The organism is Herbiconiux sp. FW305-C-125, from assembly GCF_058783455.1.
Genome location: NZ_JBYSYO010000002.1, coordinates 274587 through 289281 on the forward strand (window position 1 = coordinate 274587; position 14695 = coordinate 289281).

The following is a 14695-nucleotide window of genomic DNA, read 5'->3' on the forward strand; positions in this document are numbered from 1 at the left end:
GCGCGAGGAGGTCAGGGGGCCGCGAGAGCGTCGGCGCGGGCAGGGTCGAGGCGGCGGAGGCGTGCTCGGGTGGCGTTCGCGCGGGCGATGCGCCGCGCATCCGGGTCGCCGGTGCCGGCCCAGCGCTCCAGTGCGGCGAAGCCCTCCTCGGGCGCACCGACCGCCGCGACGCTCCAGGCGTACTCGAGGGTCTGGCGCAGCACCCGCACGTCGTCCCGGCCGCGCCGATCCGGCGCCGGAACCGCCATCAGCCCGCCTGTCACGCGATCGAGGATGCCGAGCGCCCGCCGCGCATCCGCCTGCGCCTTCACGAGTCGCGGCTCGGCCGCCCCGGCCGCCACCGCCCGCAGCAGCAACAGGTCCGGCGAGCCGCCCGCCCCCGCGTCGAGCACCCCTGAGCCGTCCTCCCCCACGTCGAGCCAGTGATCGGCGAGCTGCCAGAGTCGCTCACGATCGGCGTCGCCGAGGCGCTGCAGTGCCGTCGCGACGCCCTCCCGCACCCGCCAGCGCGGGTCGGCCGCGAGCATCCGCAGGTCGTTCTCGACAGGCACGTCGCCCTCCGCCAGCAGCCGCCCCAGCCCGACGGCACCGCACAGGGCCTCGTACTCGTCGGTCGATGCCGCGAGCGAGCGGATCTGCGTCGCCGACGCGGCATCCGCCACCGCCTGCGCGAGCTCGAGGTTCGCTCGTGGCCCCGGCAGCCCCGAGTGCACGCCGAGGTAGGCGGCCCACGCCGACGGCTCCAGCGCCGCGAGTGCCGCGCGATACTCAGCCTGGTTCGTCACCACCCCAGTATGCCGATGCCGTGCAACGACGAGAAACCCCGCCGACCGAAGTCGACGGGGTCTCGGAGCAACCGGAGCGGGAGCTTACTTGCTCGCGCCGCCGAAGCCCTTGTAACGGTTGTTGAACTTCTCGACGCGGCCGGCCGAGTCGAGGATGCGCTGCTTGCCCGTGTAGAACGGGTGCGACTCCGACGAGATCTCGACGTCGATCACCGGGTAGGTGTTGCCGTCTTCCCACTCGATGGTCTTGGCCGAAGAGACGGTCGACCGGGTGAGGAAGGTGGCGCCCGAGGCGAGGTCGCGGAACACGACGGCTTCGTACGTGGGGTGGATGTCGGTCTTCATAGCGGTGTCCTTGAATTGACGGTGAGGGGGAAATCGTAGGCCGCTCGGGCCAGCTAGACAGTCTAGCAGACCAGGCTCGGCCCGGCAGCAGGCATCAGGATGCGCGTGCCGAGTACCGTCCGTCGCTCTCGTCGAGCGAGATCGGCAGCCCGAAGGTCGCCGAGAGGTTCTCGGCGGTGAGCACCTCACCGATGGGCCCGCTGGCGACGATCCCCCCGTGGTTGAGCAGCAGCGCGTGGGTGAAACCACGCGGGATCTCCTCGACGTGATGGGTGACCATGACGATCGCCGGCGCCTCCGGCGCCGAGGCGTAGCCGCCGAGGAGCTGCAGCAGCTCCTCCCGCGCACCGAGGTCGAGCGAGGCGGCCGGCTCGTCGAGCAGCAGGAGTTCGGGGTCGGTCATCACCGAGCGGGCGATCTGCACCCGCTTCTGCTCGCCGTCGCTGAGCGAGCCGAACAGGCGCTCGGCCAGGTGGTCGAGCTTCCACTCGCTGAGCACCCGCTGGGCGCGGCGCAGATCGATGTCCTCGTACGACTCGTTCCAGCGGCCGGTGACCGAATAGGCGGCCGTCAGCACGACGTTCAGCACCGTCTCGTTGCCCGGGAAGCGGCGCGCCATCGCGCTCGACGCGAAGCCCACCCGGGGCCGCAGCTCGAACAGGTCGACCTCACCGAGCCGGCCGTCGAGCACCTGAACGGTGCCGGCCGAGGGGTGGTTCATCGCGGCCGCGATCTGCAGGAGCGTCGTCTTGCCCGCACCGTTCGGGCCGAGCACCACCCAGCGCTGATCGCCGTCGACCGTCCAGTTCACCTCGCTCAGGATCTGATTGCCATCGCGAACCACCGACACGTCTTCAAGCTCGAGCACATTGGGCATACAGCTAAGCCTAACGAACTGCGCGGCTCGCCCCGGGCCACCGGGCGACCCCTCCCAGCACTACACCAGGGAGCGATAGATCGCGGCCGTCTGAGCGGCGATCGACGACCAGCTGAACTCCCGCTCGGCCCGGTCGCGCCCCGCGCGGCCCATCTGCGCGGCGCGTTCCGGGTCGGCGACGACCTCGGTGAGCGCCGCCGCGAGGTCGGCGACGAAGCGGTCGGGGTCGGTGGGCGTTCCGGTGCCGTCCTGCAACTGATCGATCGGCACCAGGATGCCCGTCACGCCGTCGTCGACCACCTCCGGGATCCCCCCGGTGGCGGTGCCCACGACGGGCAGGCCGCATGCCATCGCCTCGAGGTTCACGATGCCGAGCGGCTCGTACACCGACGGGCAGACGAAGGCGGTCGCCGCGGTGAGGACGGCGGCGAGGGCCGGCTGCGGCAGGATCTCCTCGATCCAGACGATGCCGCCGCGCGTCTCCTGCAGCTGCCGCACCGCCGAGCTGACCTCCTCGAGGATGGCCGGTGTGTCGGGCGCTCCGGCGCAGAGCACCACCTGCACATCGGTGGGCAGCAAGGCGATCGCGCGCAGCAGGTAAGGCAGGCCCTTCTGCCGGGTGATGCGCCCCACGAAGACGACGGTCGGGCGGTCGGGGTCGATGCCGTGCGCGGCCAGTACCTCCGCGTCGGTGCGCGGCTGCCAGGTCGTGAGGTCGATGCCGTTGTAGACGACGGTCACCTTCGACTCGTCGAGCGCCGGGTAGGAGCGCAGGATGTCGCGGCGCATCCCGTCGCTCACCGCGATGACGGCATCGGCCGACTCGAACGCATCCTTCTCGATCCAGGAGGAGACGCGGTAACCGCCGCCGAGCTGCTCGGCCTTCCACGGGCGCAGCGGCTCGAGGGAGTGCGCCGTGACGACGTGCGGCACGCCGTGCAGCAGCGCCGAGAGGCGGCCGGCGGCGTTGGCGTACCAGGTGTGCGAATGCACCAGGTCGGTGCCCGCGGTCGCCTCCGCGATCTCGAGGTCGACGCCGAGGGTCGTGAGCGCAGGGTTCGCACCCTCGAGGGATTGCGGCACCCCGTAGGCGAAGACGCCCGGCTCGGAACGCGGAGCACCGAAGCAGCGCACCGTCACATCCACGTGCGCCCGGAGCCCTTTCACGAGCTCCGCGACGTGCACGCCCGCCCCTCCGTAGACCTCGGGCGGATACTCACGGGAAATCACATCGACACGCATAGTTGAACGGTAGTACGGCTGGGCGGAAACCTCATTATGGTTGGGGTATGGCTGCAGGAAAGAAGATCTTCGGCATTGTTCTGGCCGGAGGCGAGGGCAAGCGCCTCATGCCCCTCACGGCCGACCGCGCGAAGCCCGGTGTCCCCTTCGGCGGCGGCTACCGCCTCATCGACTTCGCCCTGTCCAACCTCGTGAACTCGGGCCTGCGGCAGATCGTGGTGCTCACGCAGTACAAGTCGCACTCGCTCGACCGCCACGTCTCGCAGACCTGGCACCTCGACGGCCTGCTGCAGTCGTACATCGCCTCCGTCCCCGCCCAGCAGCGTCTCGGCAAGCGTTGGTTCAGCGGCTCGGCCGACGCCATCCTGCAATCGCTCAACCTCATCCGCGACGAGAACCCCGACATCGTCGTGGTGGTCGGTGCCGACCACGTCTACCGCATGGACTTCGGGCAGATGATCCAGGCCCACATCGAGTCCGGCCGCGGGGCGACGGTGGCGGCCATCCGTCAGCCGATCGAGCTCTCGGACCAGTTCGGCATCATCCAGACCTCGGCCGCCGACCCGACGATGATCGACGAGTTCCTCGAGAAGCCGAAGAACGCCGTCGGCCTCGCCGACTCCCCCGGTGAGGTGCTCGCGTCGATGGGCAACTACGTGTTCGACGCCGATCAGCTGATCGACGCGGTCATCCGCGATGGTGAACGACCCGAGTCGAGCCATGACATGGGCGGCGACATCATCCCCGACTTCGTGGCCGCCGGCAACGCCGCGGTCTACGACCTCAACCGCAACGACGTGCCCGGCTCGACCGACCGCGACCGCTACTACTGGCGCGACGTGGGAACGATCGAGTCGTTCTACGACGCCCACCAAGACCTCATCTCGGCCCTGCCGGTCTTCAACCTCTACAACGAGAACTGGCCGATCTACACGCAGCAGCTCAACTCGCCGCCGGCGAAGTTCGTGCGGGACAGCAAGGGCAACCCGGGCATGACCATCGAGTCGATCGTGTCGCTCGGCTGCCTCATCTCCGGCGCGCGGGTCGAGGGCAGCGTCGTCGGCCCTTGGACCACCGTGGAGTCGGGTGCACTGGTGCAGCAGTCGGTGCTCTTCGACCGGGTGCACATCGAACCGGATGCGGTCGTGCGACGGGCTATCCTGGACAAGAACGTCGTCGTCGCCGCGGGCGCCCACGTGGGCGTCGATCCCGACCGCGATCGGGAACGCGGCTTCACCGTGACCGACACGGGCATCACGGTGGTGGGTAAGGGAGTCCGCGTAGTTCCATGACGCAGCAGGTGCTGGCAGCCGAGCCATTGTCCGCGAGCCAGCCCTCCGCTGATCGGTCGCGCTTCCTCGTCGTGCTCGACGTCGATTCGACCCTCATCGAGAACGAGGTCATCGAGATGCTCGGCGACCTGGCCGGCTGCCACGCCGAGGTCGCCGAGATCACCGGACGCGCCATGCGCGGCGAGCTCGACTTCGCGCACAGCCTCCAGGAGCGCGTCGCTCTTCTCGAAGGCCTCCCGGACACCTGCTTCGACGAGGTGCGCGCCGCCATCGAGGTCACTGCCGGTGTACCAGAAATGATCGCCACGGTACACGCCGCGGGCGGCGCTGTGGGCGTCGTCTCGGGCGGCTTCCACGAGGTGCTCGACCCACTCGCGACCACCCTTGGCCTCGACCACTGGCGCGCCAATCGGCTCGGCGTCTCGGACGGTCGCCTCACCGGCACCGTCTCCGGACCGATCATCGACCCCCAGAGCAAAGCGGATGCGCTCACCGAGTGGGCGGAGCACCGCGGCATCCCCCTCGCCCACACCCTCGCGGTCGGCGACGGCGCGAACGACCTCCGCATGATGGAGGTCGCGGGCCTCTCCGTCGCCTTCGACGCGCGCCCGCTCGTGAGAGAACACGCAGACGTGACGATGACAGTCCGCGACCTCTCCCAACTCCTGCCTCTGCTTGGACTACGCGGCTAGGCCCGCTCGGTGGGGGCGGATTTCGCCCTCCGCCTAGGGGTTGAGCGGAGCTCAAAGGCGGCGGAGGTCGAAATCCGCCCCCACCGAGCTATCTGGGTCAGTGGCCCATTCCTAGGCCGCCGTCTACGGGGATGATTGCGCCTGAGATGTACGCGGCGTCGTCCGAGGCCAGCCAGGCGACTGCTTTTGCTACTTCGGCGGCGGTGCCGTAGCGGGCTGCGGGGATGCTCTTCTTGTATTCCGCCTGTTGGGCCTCGGGGAGTTCGGCGGTCATGTCGGTTTCGATGAAACCCGGGGCGACGACGTTGGCGGTGATGTTGCGCGCGCCGAGCTCACGGGTGATGGAGCGAGCGAAACCGACCAGGGCGGCCTTCGACGAGCTGTAGTTGACCTGGCCGGGAGACCCGTAGAGACCGACCACACTCGAGATCAGGACGATGCGGCCGAAGCGGGCCTTGAGCATGCCCTTGGCGGCGCGCTTGACGATGCGGAAGGCTCCGGTGAGGTTCGTGTCGATGACCTCGGTGAAGTCGTCTTCCGACATCCGGAGCAGGAGGGTGTCCCGGGTGATGCCCGCGTTCGCCACGACGACCTCGATCGGGCCGAGTTCCTCTTCGACGCGGGTGAATGCGGCGTCGATCGAGGCGGCATCCGTCACGTCGGCCTGCACGGTGAGGGTGCCCTCGGGGCCCTGGCCGGAGCGGGCGGTGACCGCCACGCGGTGGCCCTGGGCCACGAACTCCTCGGCGATGGCATAGCCGATGCCGCGGTTTCCGCCGGTGATGAGCACGGTGCGGGGGGTGGTCGGAGTGGTCACGGCGCAGTGGTCCTAACTTCGCGGGAGACGTGGGGCCGTACCAGCTTAGGAGCAGTTTCCGGAGCGTAGGCTAGGGGCACACCATGAGAGCACAGGCGCAGTCCGTCACGAGCATCCCGCGATCCCCCGAGGAGGAGCGGCGCTCGCGCATGACCAAGTACCTGGTGACCATGAGCATCCGCATCGTGTGCCTCGTGCTGATGCTCTTCGTGCACGGCTGGTGGCTGGCGGTGTGCGCGGCGGGGGCCATCCTGCTCCCCTACTTCGCCGTGGTGCTCGGCAACGTCGGCACCTCCTGGGTGAGCCGGGCCGAACGGCCCACCGCGATCGAGGTCTACCGCGGGACGGGGGCTGAGCCGGGCGACGAAGCACCCGCCCAGCCGGCACCGGCGCCGGCACCGGGCGGGGCGTCCGGGCCGAGCGCCGCCGACGGGCATCCGATCTTCACCATCCACCCGACGCCGCGCCCGGACACGCCCCGGGCCGAGGATCAGCGCCCGTGATCTCGCTCGGCCTCGAACCCACCGCCGAGGAGTGCTCGCGCGCGCAGTGCCGTGCCGCAGCCTCCTGGCGCATCGACTGGCGCAACCCGCGCATCCACACCGGCGACCGCCGCAAGACGTGGCTCGCCTGCGACGAGCACGTCGAGTTCCTGCGCGGCTTCCTCGAGGCGCGGGACTTCCCCCTCGAGGTGGCACCGCTGTCCGAGTCGGCCGGGGCCCGTTCGTGATCGGGTGGCGGTTTCTGCTCAGCCGGCGGTGGGCGGGGTATCTGGCGCTCGTGATCGTGTTCGCGATCATCTGCGTTCTGCTCGCGCTCTGGCAGCTCGCTCGGCGCGACGAGGCGGTGGCCGAGATCAACCGCGTCGCCACCAACTTCGATGCCGAACCCACCCCGCTCGAGACCGCCCTGCCCGCACTCGACTCCTACGACCCGTCGCAGGAGTGGCTCACCGTCTCGATGACCGGGCACTACCTCGTCGGCGACCAGGTGCTGGTGCGCAACCGTCCGCTGGGCGGGGATGTCGGGTTCGATGTGCTGGTGCCGTTCCAGACCCAGAGCGGCGACGTCTTCGTCGTCGACCGCGGCTGGGTTCCGACCGGGCAGAAGCAGGACACGCCCGACGCCGTCCCGGCAGCCCCTGAGGGCACCGTCACCCTCGTCGCACGCCTCAAAGCGGGTGAGCCGCACCTCGACAACCGCAGCGCGGTCGCCGGGCAGATCGCCACCATCGAACTCCCGGTGATCGCCGATCAGGTCGGCCTGCCGACGTACACCTCGGCGTACGGGCTCCTGGCATCCGAGAGCCCGGCGCCCGCCGAGCGCCCGACGCCGGCGGCGAAGCCGACGCCCGACGAAGGCGCCCACCTCTCCTACACGTTCCAGTGGTTCGCGTTCGGCGTGCTCGGCTTCGTCGCGCTCGGGTACATCGTGCGCCAAGAGTTCCGCCGGGTGAACGAAGACGATCCTGAGGAGCAGGAGCGCGCCGCCGAGCGCGAACGCAAGCGCCTCGCCCGCAAGACCGACGCCGAGATCGAGGACGAGATCATCGACCGCCGCGGCTGACCCTCCTGGCGACCCGTCAGTTTTGGCCCTATAACTCAAGTTTTGGGGCCGAAAGTGACGGGTCGCGAGGAGGGGTCAGGCCAGGCTGATGAGTTCGGCGTAGTCCTTGTTCCAGTGGTCCTCGACGCCGTCGGGGAGGATGAGCACCCGCTCCGGGTTCAGCGCCTCCACCGCGCCCTCGTCGTGGCTGACCAGCACGACCGCGCCCTCGTAGTGGGCCAGCGCATCCAGGATCTCGTCTCGGCTGGCGGGGTCGAGGTTGTTCGTCGGCTCGTCGAGCAGCAGCACGTTCGCACCGGAGACGACGATCATCGCCAGCGCGAGCCGCGTCTTCTCACCGCCGGAGAGCACACCCGCCGGCTTGTGCGAGTCGTCGCCCGTGAACAGGAACGAGCCGAGTACCCGCCGCGCCTCGGTCTCGGTGAGGTTCGGCGAGGCCGAGACCATGTTCTCGAGCACGCTGCGCTTCACGTCGATGGTCTCGTGCTCCTGCGCGTAGTACCCGATGCGGAGTCCGTGGCCGGGTTCGAGCTGCCCGGTGTCGGGCTTGTCGACCCCGCCGAGGATGCGCAGCAGCGTGGTCTTGCCCGCGCCGTTCAGCCCCAGCACGACCACCTTCGAGCCGCGATCGATCGCGAGATCCACGGCGGTGAAGATCTCCAGCGACCCGTAGCTCTTGGAGAGGTTCGACGCCATGAGCGGTGTGCGCCCGCACGGCACCGGGGTCGGGAACCGCAGTTTCGCCACCCGGTCGACCGCGCGCACCTCTTCGAGTCCGGAGAGCATCTTCTCGGCGCGGGCCACCATCTGGTGCGCGGCCGCCGCCTTCGAGGCCTTCGCGCCGAAGCGCGCCGCCTGCAGCTGCAGCTGGGTGGCCTTCTTCTCGACGTTGACGCGTTCCTTCTTGCGGCGCTCCTCATCGGCCTCTCGCTGCTTGAGGTAGTTGCGCCAGTTCATGTTGTAGACGTCGATGACCTGGCGGTTCGCATCCAGGTAGAACACCCGGTTCACGGTCTCGCCGACGAGCTCGATGTCGTGGCTGATCACGATGAAGCCGCCGTTGTAGCTCTTCAGGAACTCGCGCAGCCACACCACGGAGTCGGCGTCGAGGTGGTTGGTCGGCTCGTCGAGGATCAGCGTCTCGGCGTCGGAGAACAGGATGCGCGCCAGCTCGATGCGGCGCCGCTGACCACCCGAGAGGGTCTTCAGCGGCTGGTCGAGGATGCGGTCGGGCAGGCTCAGGTTGCTCGCGATCGACGCGGCCTCGGCCTCGGCCGCGTACCCGCCGAGGGCGTCGAAGCGCTCGGTGAGGTTGCCGTACTTCTTCATCGCGGCTTCGCTCACCCGGGCGTCGTCCGAGGCCATGGCCATCGACGACTCCTGCATCCCGAGGAGCAGCGAGCCCAGGCCGCGGGCGTTCAGGATGCGCGTGCGCGCCAGCTCCTCCGGGTCACCGGATCGCGGATCCTGCGGCAGGTACCCGAGCTCACCGCTGCGCTGCACCGACCCCTCGGAGGGCTGCAGGTCGCCGGCGAGCACCTTCGTGAGGGTGGTCTTGCCGGCGCCGTTGCGGCCGACGAGCCCGACCTTGTCGCCGGGACCGACCCGGAACGACACGTCCTCCATGAGGGTTCGTGCGCCGACCCGGATCGCCAGGTCACTAACGCTGAGCACAGGGGTATCCAATTCTTGTCGCGGAGGGGAACACTCCAGTCTATCCGCCCGCGCCCCACCCCCGACCGCGCTCGCCCCCAGCGCAACCCACCCCGCACCCCCGCCTCCCGGGACTTCTCCAAACGAGGCGCCAGGTGCGGCTCCAGGGAGCCACGCTCGCATCGTGGTTTGGAGAAGTCCACCATCAGAGCCTCACGAGCGCGCCGCGGCGATGCCGCGCGCCCCAGCGGTGCTCGCCGCGCCGCATCAACCCGCGGATCGTCTCGAGCACCCACGGCCATTGGAACATCACCTGCTCGTAACTCAAACGGATCACCAGGTACCCCGCCGCCACCAACGCGAGATCGCGCCGTTTGTCCTCTCGGAACGATGCTGCGTCCGAGTGCCACCGTCGCCCGTCGACCTCGATCACGAGCCGATCACCGACGACCAGATCGACGTGGCCCACACCTTCGATCGGCACTTGTGACCGGCTGACGATCCCCGTGGCGCGGAGCCGGAGACGCGTGTGGGTCTCGACACCCGACTCCGCGGGCGCGAGCACGTGCGCGAGTTCGGCATAGCGGTGCGGAAGGGCTTGCAACAATTCGTGAACCCGCCCGCGACGGATCAGCTCGAGATGCATTGCCGACTCCCACGACGCGACCGCGTCGAACCGCGGCTGGCACATCGTCGCGTGCAGCAGCGCCCATTCGAGCGAATCGACCCCGCCGCGAGCCCCGTTCGGCATACTCGTCGGCCAGGACCGGTGCACGTGAATCCCCCGGGACGCCGCGTCCGACGGGATCTTCTCGTAGCGGTGGACCCGCACGTGCAGGAGGCGCGCATCCGCCGTGTCAGCGGTCCAGACGCCGAGTGGGCGCAGCCGGGACACGCAGCTCAGCGTGCCGCGCGCCCGCACGGCGCGCACGACGTCGTCCGGTGCGCTCGGCGACGCCACCCAGCCGCGACGCAGGCGCAGCACCTCTCCCACGCGCACCGCCTGGTCGACGGCGCGCAACGAGAACCCGCGGGCAGCGAGCTCGTCGGTCGAGCTCACCCCACCGTGGTGGGCCACCGTGTCCGCGACGCCCTGCATGCCATGACGATGCCACCCCCGGTCCGCGGCCAGCGGTCAGGTCGGCGATCTGTGCACAACTCAGCGCGATGCAGAGCTGGGGAAAACGCCGACGACGTGGACTTCTCCAAACGAAGTGGCCACCGGACCCTCAGAGGGGCGCGGTGGCCGTTTCGTTTGGAGAAGTCCGCGCGCAGGCGCGGCGAAGCGGGTCAGATGGAGAAGCCGAGGGCCCGCATCATGTCGCGGCCGTCGTCGGTGATCTTCTCGGGGCCCCACGGCGGCATCCACACCCAGTTGATGCGGAACTGCTCCACCACTCCGTCGAGCGCCTCGGCGGTCTGCTCCTCGAGCACGTCGGTGAGCGGGCATCCGGCCGAGGTGAGCGTCATGCTGATGACCAGGGCGTCCTGCTCCTCGTCCCAGCCCAGGTCGTAGATGAGGCCGAGATCGACGATGTTGACGCCGAGCTCCGGGTCCATCACATCCTTCAGCGCTTCCTCGACCTGGTCGAAGAGCTGAGGTTCGAGTGTCGTGACCATATCGTTATCCTACGTTCGAGCCCGCCAGAAAGCGATCGTAGCCCTCGTTCTCGAGTCGCACGGCGAGCTCCGGGCCGCCCTGCTCGGCCACCCGGCCGGCCACGAACACGTGCACGAAGTCGGGCTGAACGTAGCGCAGGATGCGGTTGTAGTGCGTGATGAGCAGGATGCCGAGCCCCGTGTTGGCCTTCGCCCGGTTCACGCCCTCGGACACGATCTTCAGCGCGTCGACGTCGAGCCCCGAGTCGGTCTCGTCGAGCACCGCGAACTTGGGCTTCAGCAGTTCGAGTTGCAGGATCTCGTTGCGCTTCTTCTCGCCGCCCGAGAAGCCCTCGTTGACGTTGCGCTCGCGGAACGACTTGTCCATCCGCAGCGCGCTCATCGACGCGTCGAGGTCTTTGATCCAGCCGCGGATGGCGGGTGCCTGGCCGTCGATCGCCGTCTTGGCCGTGCGCAGGAAGTTCGACACCGACACCCCGGGGATCTCGACCGGGTACTGCATCGCGAGGAACAGCCCCGCCCGCGCCCGTTCGTCGACCGACTTGTCGAGCATCTCCTCGCCGTCGAGCGTGACCGAGCCACCCTCGACGTGGTACTTCGGATGCCCGGCGATCGCGTAGGCGAGCGTCGACTTGCCCGACCCGTTCGGCCCCATGATCGCGTGCGTCTCGCCCTCGCCGATGGTGAGGTCGACTCCCCGCAGGATCTGCTTGGTCCCCTGCTCGGTCTCGACGCTCACCTGGAGGTCTTCGATCTTCAGAACAGACATGCTAATCAATCACTTTCGTCACGGTCGGGTCGATGTAGATGTCCCCGTCGATCACCTGGATCTCGAACACGGGAACGGGCTCGTACGCCGGGAGCGTGAGCGGCTTCCCGGTTTCGAGCGAGAACTTGGAGCCGTGGGCCCAGCACTCGAGCGTGTCGTCCTCGACGAAGCCCTCCGACAGCGAGATGTCGCCGTGCGTGCAGGTGTCGCCGATGGCGTGGCACTCCCCCGCCGAGTCCTTCACGAGCGCGATCGCCACGCCGCCCACTACGACGAGCAGCGCCTGGTTCACCGGAACGTCGTCGAACGCGCAGACCTTCTCCGCCACGCTCACACCGCCTCGCCCGCGAGGCCCTGCGACTGCAGCAGCTCCGCTTCGACGGCGGCGGCGAGGCGCTCCTCGAGCGCCGGCGAACCGATCTGCTGGATGATCTCGGCCAGGAATCCGCGCACGACCAGCCGACGCGCCTCCTCCTCGGTGATGCCACGCGACTGCAGGTAGAACAGCTGCTCGTCGTCGAACCGTCCGGTCGAGGAGGCGTGCCCCGCACCGACGATGTTGCCGGTCTCGATCTCGAGGTTCGGGATGCTGTCGGCCCGCGTGCCTTCCGAGAGCACGAGGTTGCGGTTCTGCTCGTAGCTGTCGGTGCCGTCGGCGTGCGGCCCGATCAGCACGTCGCCCACCCAGACGGTGTGCGCGCCGGCACCCTGCAGGGCGCCCTTGTAGTTCACCCGGCTGCGCGTGTTGGCGGCCACGTGGTCGATGTAGGGCCGCTGCTCGATGTACTGCCCGGCGTCGGCGAAGTAGAGCCCGAACGACTCGATCGAGGCGCCCTGCTCCACCAGGTGCACCGAGGGGTTCACGCGCACCGCTTTGCCGCCGAGCGACACCACGACGTGCCGCAGGCTCGCATCCCGCCCCACCCGCGCGAAATGGCTGGAGAGGTGGATGGCGTCGTCGTCCCACTCCTGCACCGTCACGACGGTGAGGCGCGCGTTGTCGCCGACCACGATCTCGACGTTCTCGGCGAGGTTCGCCGGCCCGGAGTGCTCCAGGATGACCGTGCCCGCACTGTTCGGCAGCGCCTCGATCACCACGTGAGCGGCGCGCGCGGTGGCGTCGAAGCGGTCGCGGCGCACGGTGAGCTCGCCCGCCTCTTCACCGGACACCTGAATGTGCAACGCGTTCTCAGCAGCAGACCACGCGTTGGCCGACGCGCGCTCTTCAGGCGCCCCGGCGGCGCCGATCAGCGCATCCGTTCGGTCGATCCAGCCGACCGTGGTGCCGCCGGATTCGGTGTAGCTGAACGCGGCGGGCGAGCCGTCGAGCGGCCCCTCGGTGAGATGCTTGATCGTCGCGAGCGGGGCGAACTTCCACTCGAACTCGAGGCCGGTGACGGCCGCGAAGTCCTCAGGCGAGGTCGAGGTGAAACGCTCCGACCGGGTCTGCACCGGCACGAACGCCGATCCGCCGTCGCTGTGGGCCTGCAGGCCGTGCTGGGCGGGCTCCGGATGCTCGGGCCGTTCGATCAGGGGGGCTGTGGTTTCCGACGCCATTTAGCCGACGCTGCCTTCCATGCCCATCTCGATGAGCTTGTTCAATTCGAGTGCGTATTCCATCGGCAGTTCCCGCGCGATCGGCTCGATGAAGCCGCGCACGATCATCGCCATCGCCTCGTCTTCGGGCAGACCCCGCGACATGAGGTAGAAGAGCTGCTCCTCGGAGACCTTCGAGACCGTGGCCTCGTGGCCGAGCTGCACGTCGTCGACGCGGATGTCGATGGCCGGGTAAGTGTCCGAGCGCGAGATGGTGTCGACCAGCAGCGCGTCGCAGCGCACCGTGTTGGCCGAGTGGTGGGCGTTCTCCGCCACCCGCACCTCACCGCGGTAGCCGGCTCGTCCGCCGCCGCGCGCGATCGACTTCGACACGATCGACGACTGGGTGTAAGGCGCCATGTGGATCATCTTCGCGCCCGCGTCCTGGTGCTGGCCGGGGCCGGCGAAGGCGACCGAGAGCGTCTCGCCCTTGGCGTGCTCGCCGACCAGGTAGATCGACGGGTACTTCATCGTGACCTTGGAGCCGATGTTGCCGTCGATCCACTCCATCGTCGCGCCCTCGTGCGCGATCGCACGCTTGGTGACGAGGTTGTAGACGTTGTTCGACCAGTTCTGGATGGTCGTGTAGCGGACGCGCGCGTTCTTCTTCACGATGATCTCGACCACCGCCGAGTGCAGCGAGTCGCTCTTGTAGATCGGCGCCGTGCAGCCCTCGATGTAGTGCACGTAGGAGCCTTCGTCGGCGATGATCAGCGTGCGCTCGAACTGGCCCATGTTCTCGGTGTTGATGCGGAAGTAGGCCTGCAACGGGATCTCGACGTGCACGCCCTTCGGGACGTAGACGAACGACCCGCCCGACCAGACGGCCGTGTTGAGCGCCGCGAACTTGTTGTCGCCGGCCGGGATGACCGTGCCGAAGTACTCGGTGAAGAACTCGGGGTGCTCACGCAACGCCGTGTCGGTGTCCATGAAGATGACGCCTTGGGCCTCGAGGTCTTCGCGGATCTGGTGGTAGACCACTTCCGACTCGTACTGCGCGGCCACGCCGGAGACGAGGCGCTGCCGCTCCGCCTCGGGGATGCCGAGCTTCTCGTAGGTGTTCTTGATGTCGTCGGGCAGGTCGTCCCAGGTCTGTGCCTGCTTCTCGGTCGACCGCACGAAGTACTTGATGTTGTCGAAGTCGATGCCCGACAGGTCGGCACCCCAGGTCGGCATCGGCTTGCGCCCGAAGATCTGCAGAGCCTTCAACCGGTTCTTGCGCATCCACTCCGGTTCGTTCTTCAGTTCGGAGATGTTCTCGACCACGGCCTCGTTGATGCCGCGTTTGGCCGAGGCGCCCGCCGTGTCCGAGTCCGACCAGCCGAATTCGTAGACACCGAGGTTCTCGAGTTCGGGTCGGTCGATGAGGACGTCTGACATGACTGACTTCCTTCCTTGCTGCTGCCTCTGCGGTTGTCACAACACATGATGGTGAACCGCG

General features: G+C 68.6%; 17 protein-coding genes. 5 read left to right on the forward strand and 12 right to left on the reverse strand.

Translation table 11 applies throughout. The features are described from left to right. Nucleotides 1-11: 11 nt before the first annotated feature. From AC3WLB_RS08700 to glgA, 4 genes are all read right to left on the reverse strand, one after another. The gene (locus AC3WLB_RS08700; protein ID WP_492505145.1) at nt 12-785 is read right to left on the reverse strand and encodes a HEAT repeat domain-containing protein; all 774 of its coding nucleotides are present in this window, start codon (nt 783-785) and stop codon (nt 12-14) included. A gap of 84 nt (nt 786-869) precedes the next feature. Continuing rightward, a complete protein-coding gene (locus tag AC3WLB_RS08705; RefSeq protein WP_492505147.1) occupies nt 870-1130 on the reverse strand; it encodes a type B 50S ribosomal protein L31 in 261 nt (86 codons plus the stop codon). Nucleotides 1131-1224: 94 nt separating this feature from the next. Then, on the reverse strand, nt 1225-2007 hold the full coding sequence (locus AC3WLB_RS08710) for an ABC transporter ATP-binding protein (protein WP_492505149.1): 783 nt from the start codon (nt 2005-2007) through the stop codon (nt 1225-1227). A gap of 60 nt (nt 2008-2067) precedes the next feature. Further along, nucleotides 2068-3249, reverse strand: coding sequence for a glycogen synthase (gene glgA, locus AC3WLB_RS08715; protein WP_492505151.1), 1182 nt, complete (start codon nt 3247-3249; stop codon nt 2068-2070). Nucleotides 3250-3296: 47 nt separating this feature from the next. Between glgA and AC3WLB_RS08720 the strand changes: the two genes are divergently transcribed. Together AC3WLB_RS08720 and serB are read left to right on the forward strand one after the other, a co-directional pair. Beyond that, nucleotides 3297-4541 carry a glucose-1-phosphate adenylyltransferase gene (locus AC3WLB_RS08720; protein ID WP_022895665.1) on the forward strand — a complete coding sequence of 415 codons (1245 nt, stop codon included), beginning with the start codon at nt 3297-3299 and terminating at the stop codon, nt 4539-4541. Next, nucleotides 4538-5233 (forward strand): phosphoserine phosphatase SerB, encoded by a 696-nt coding sequence (gene serB / locus AC3WLB_RS08725; RefSeq protein WP_492505153.1) that lies wholly within the window; start codon nt 4538-4540, stop codon nt 5231-5233. The genes AC3WLB_RS08720 and serB overlap by 4 nt, the downstream gene beginning before the upstream one ends. 97 nt (nt 5234-5330) lie before the next feature. Here the strand turns inward: serB and AC3WLB_RS08730 are convergent, their stop codons facing one another. Next, on the reverse strand, nt 5331-6050 hold the full coding sequence (locus tag AC3WLB_RS08730; protein ID WP_492505155.1) for a beta-ketoacyl-ACP reductase: 720 nt from the start codon (nt 6048-6050) through the stop codon (nt 5331-5333). 83 nt (nt 6051-6133) lie between these two features. Between AC3WLB_RS08730 and AC3WLB_RS08735 the strand changes: the two genes are divergently transcribed. The 3 genes from AC3WLB_RS08735 to AC3WLB_RS08745 are packed head-to-tail and all read left to right on the forward strand — an operon-like array spanning nt 6134 to nt 7616. After that, nucleotides 6134-6553 carry a DUF3099 domain-containing protein gene (locus tag AC3WLB_RS08735; RefSeq protein WP_492505157.1) on the forward strand — a complete coding sequence of 140 codons (420 nt, stop codon included), beginning with the start codon at nt 6134-6136 and terminating at the stop codon, nt 6551-6553. After that, nucleotides 6550-6780 carry a hypothetical protein gene (locus AC3WLB_RS08740; protein ID WP_492505159.1) on the forward strand — a complete coding sequence of 77 codons (231 nt, stop codon included), beginning with the start codon at nt 6550-6552 and terminating at the stop codon, nt 6778-6780. The genes AC3WLB_RS08735 and AC3WLB_RS08740 overlap by 4 nt, the downstream gene beginning before the upstream one ends. Next, nucleotides 6777-7616, forward strand: a complete 840-nt coding sequence (locus AC3WLB_RS08745) for an SURF1 family cytochrome oxidase biogenesis protein (RefSeq protein WP_492505161.1) — start codon at nt 6777-6779, stop codon at nt 7614-7616. Before AC3WLB_RS08740 ends, AC3WLB_RS08745 begins: the two co-directional genes overlap by 4 nt. Nucleotides 7617-7691: 75 nt before the next feature. Here the strand turns inward: AC3WLB_RS08745 and AC3WLB_RS08750 are convergent, their stop codons facing one another. The 7 genes from AC3WLB_RS08750 to sufB form a co-directional block, all read right to left on the reverse strand. Next, nucleotides 7692-9290 (reverse strand): ABC-F family ATP-binding cassette domain-containing protein, encoded by a 1599-nt coding sequence (locus tag AC3WLB_RS08750; RefSeq protein ID WP_022895659.1) that lies wholly within the window; start codon nt 9288-9290, stop codon nt 7692-7694. 184 nt (nt 9291-9474) lie between these two features. Next, nucleotides 9475-10368 carry an endonuclease domain-containing protein gene (locus tag AC3WLB_RS08755; RefSeq protein WP_492505164.1) on the reverse strand — a complete coding sequence of 298 codons (894 nt, stop codon included), beginning with the start codon at nt 10366-10368 and terminating at the stop codon, nt 9475-9477. A 191-nt stretch (nt 10369-10559) separates the two neighbouring features. After that, on the reverse strand, nt 10560-10889 hold the full coding sequence (locus AC3WLB_RS08760; protein ID WP_022895657.1) for a metal-sulfur cluster assembly factor: 330 nt from the start codon (nt 10887-10889) through the stop codon (nt 10560-10562). A 4-nt stretch (nt 10890-10893) separates the two neighbouring features. Further along, on the reverse strand, nt 10894-11658 hold the full coding sequence (sufC, locus tag AC3WLB_RS08765; RefSeq protein ID WP_022895656.1) for a Fe-S cluster assembly ATPase SufC: 765 nt from the start codon (nt 11656-11658) through the stop codon (nt 10894-10896). Nucleotide 11659: 1 nt separating this feature from the next. Continuing rightward, nucleotides 11660-11986, reverse strand: a complete 327-nt coding sequence (locus AC3WLB_RS08770) for a non-heme iron oxygenase ferredoxin subunit (protein WP_492505167.1) — start codon at nt 11984-11986, stop codon at nt 11660-11662. 2 nt (nt 11987-11988) lie between these two features. Continuing rightward, a complete protein-coding gene (sufD, locus tag AC3WLB_RS08775; protein WP_492505169.1) occupies nt 11989-13215 on the reverse strand; it encodes a Fe-S cluster assembly protein SufD in 1227 nt (408 codons plus the stop codon). Beyond that, nucleotides 13216-14634, reverse strand: coding sequence for a Fe-S cluster assembly protein SufB (gene sufB / locus AC3WLB_RS08780; protein WP_492505171.1), 1419 nt, complete (start codon nt 14632-14634; stop codon nt 13216-13218). Between the last annotated feature and the right edge of the window lie 61 nt (nt 14635-14695).

What these genes read in the sequence shown, in the direction of transcription:
- glgA (WP_492505151.1), bottom strand. Translation starts at nt 3,249, where the DNA reads ATGCGTGTCGATGTGATTTCCCGTGAGTATCCGCCCGAGGTCTACGGA.
- sufB (WP_492505171.1), bottom strand. Translation starts at nt 14,634, where the DNA reads ATGTCAGACGTCCTCATCGACCGACCCGAACTCGAGAACCTCGGTGTC.
- AC3WLB_RS08720 (WP_022895665.1), top strand. Translation starts at nt 3,297, where the DNA reads ATGGCTGCAGGAAAGAAGATCTTCGGCATTGTTCTGGCCGGAGGCGAG.
- AC3WLB_RS08760 (WP_022895657.1), bottom strand. Translation starts at nt 10,889, where the DNA reads ATGGTCACGACACTCGAACCTCAGCTCTTCGACCAGGTCGAGGAAGCG.
- AC3WLB_RS08755 (WP_492505164.1), bottom strand. Translation starts at nt 10,368, where the DNA reads ATGCAGGGCGTCGCGGACACGGTGGCCCACCACGGTGGGGTGAGCTCG.
- AC3WLB_RS08710 (WP_492505149.1), bottom strand. Translation starts at nt 2,007, where the DNA reads ATGCCCAATGTGCTCGAGCTTGAAGACGTGTCGGTGGTTCGCGATGGC.
- sufD (WP_492505169.1), bottom strand. Translation starts at nt 13,215, where the DNA reads ATGGCGTCGGAAACCACAGCCCCCCTGATCGAACGGCCCGAGCATCCG.
- AC3WLB_RS08735 (WP_492505157.1), top strand. Translation starts at nt 6,134, where the DNA reads ATGAGAGCACAGGCGCAGTCCGTCACGAGCATCCCGCGATCCCCCGAG.
- AC3WLB_RS08705 (WP_492505147.1), bottom strand. Translation starts at nt 1,130, where the DNA reads ATGAAGACCGACATCCACCCCACGTACGAAGCCGTCGTGTTCCGCGAC.
- sufC (WP_022895656.1), bottom strand. Translation starts at nt 11,658, where the DNA reads ATGTCTGTTCTGAAGATCGAAGACCTCCAGGTGAGCGTCGAGACCGAG.
- serB (WP_492505153.1), top strand. Translation starts at nt 4,538, where the DNA reads ATGACGCAGCAGGTGCTGGCAGCCGAGCCATTGTCCGCGAGCCAGCCC.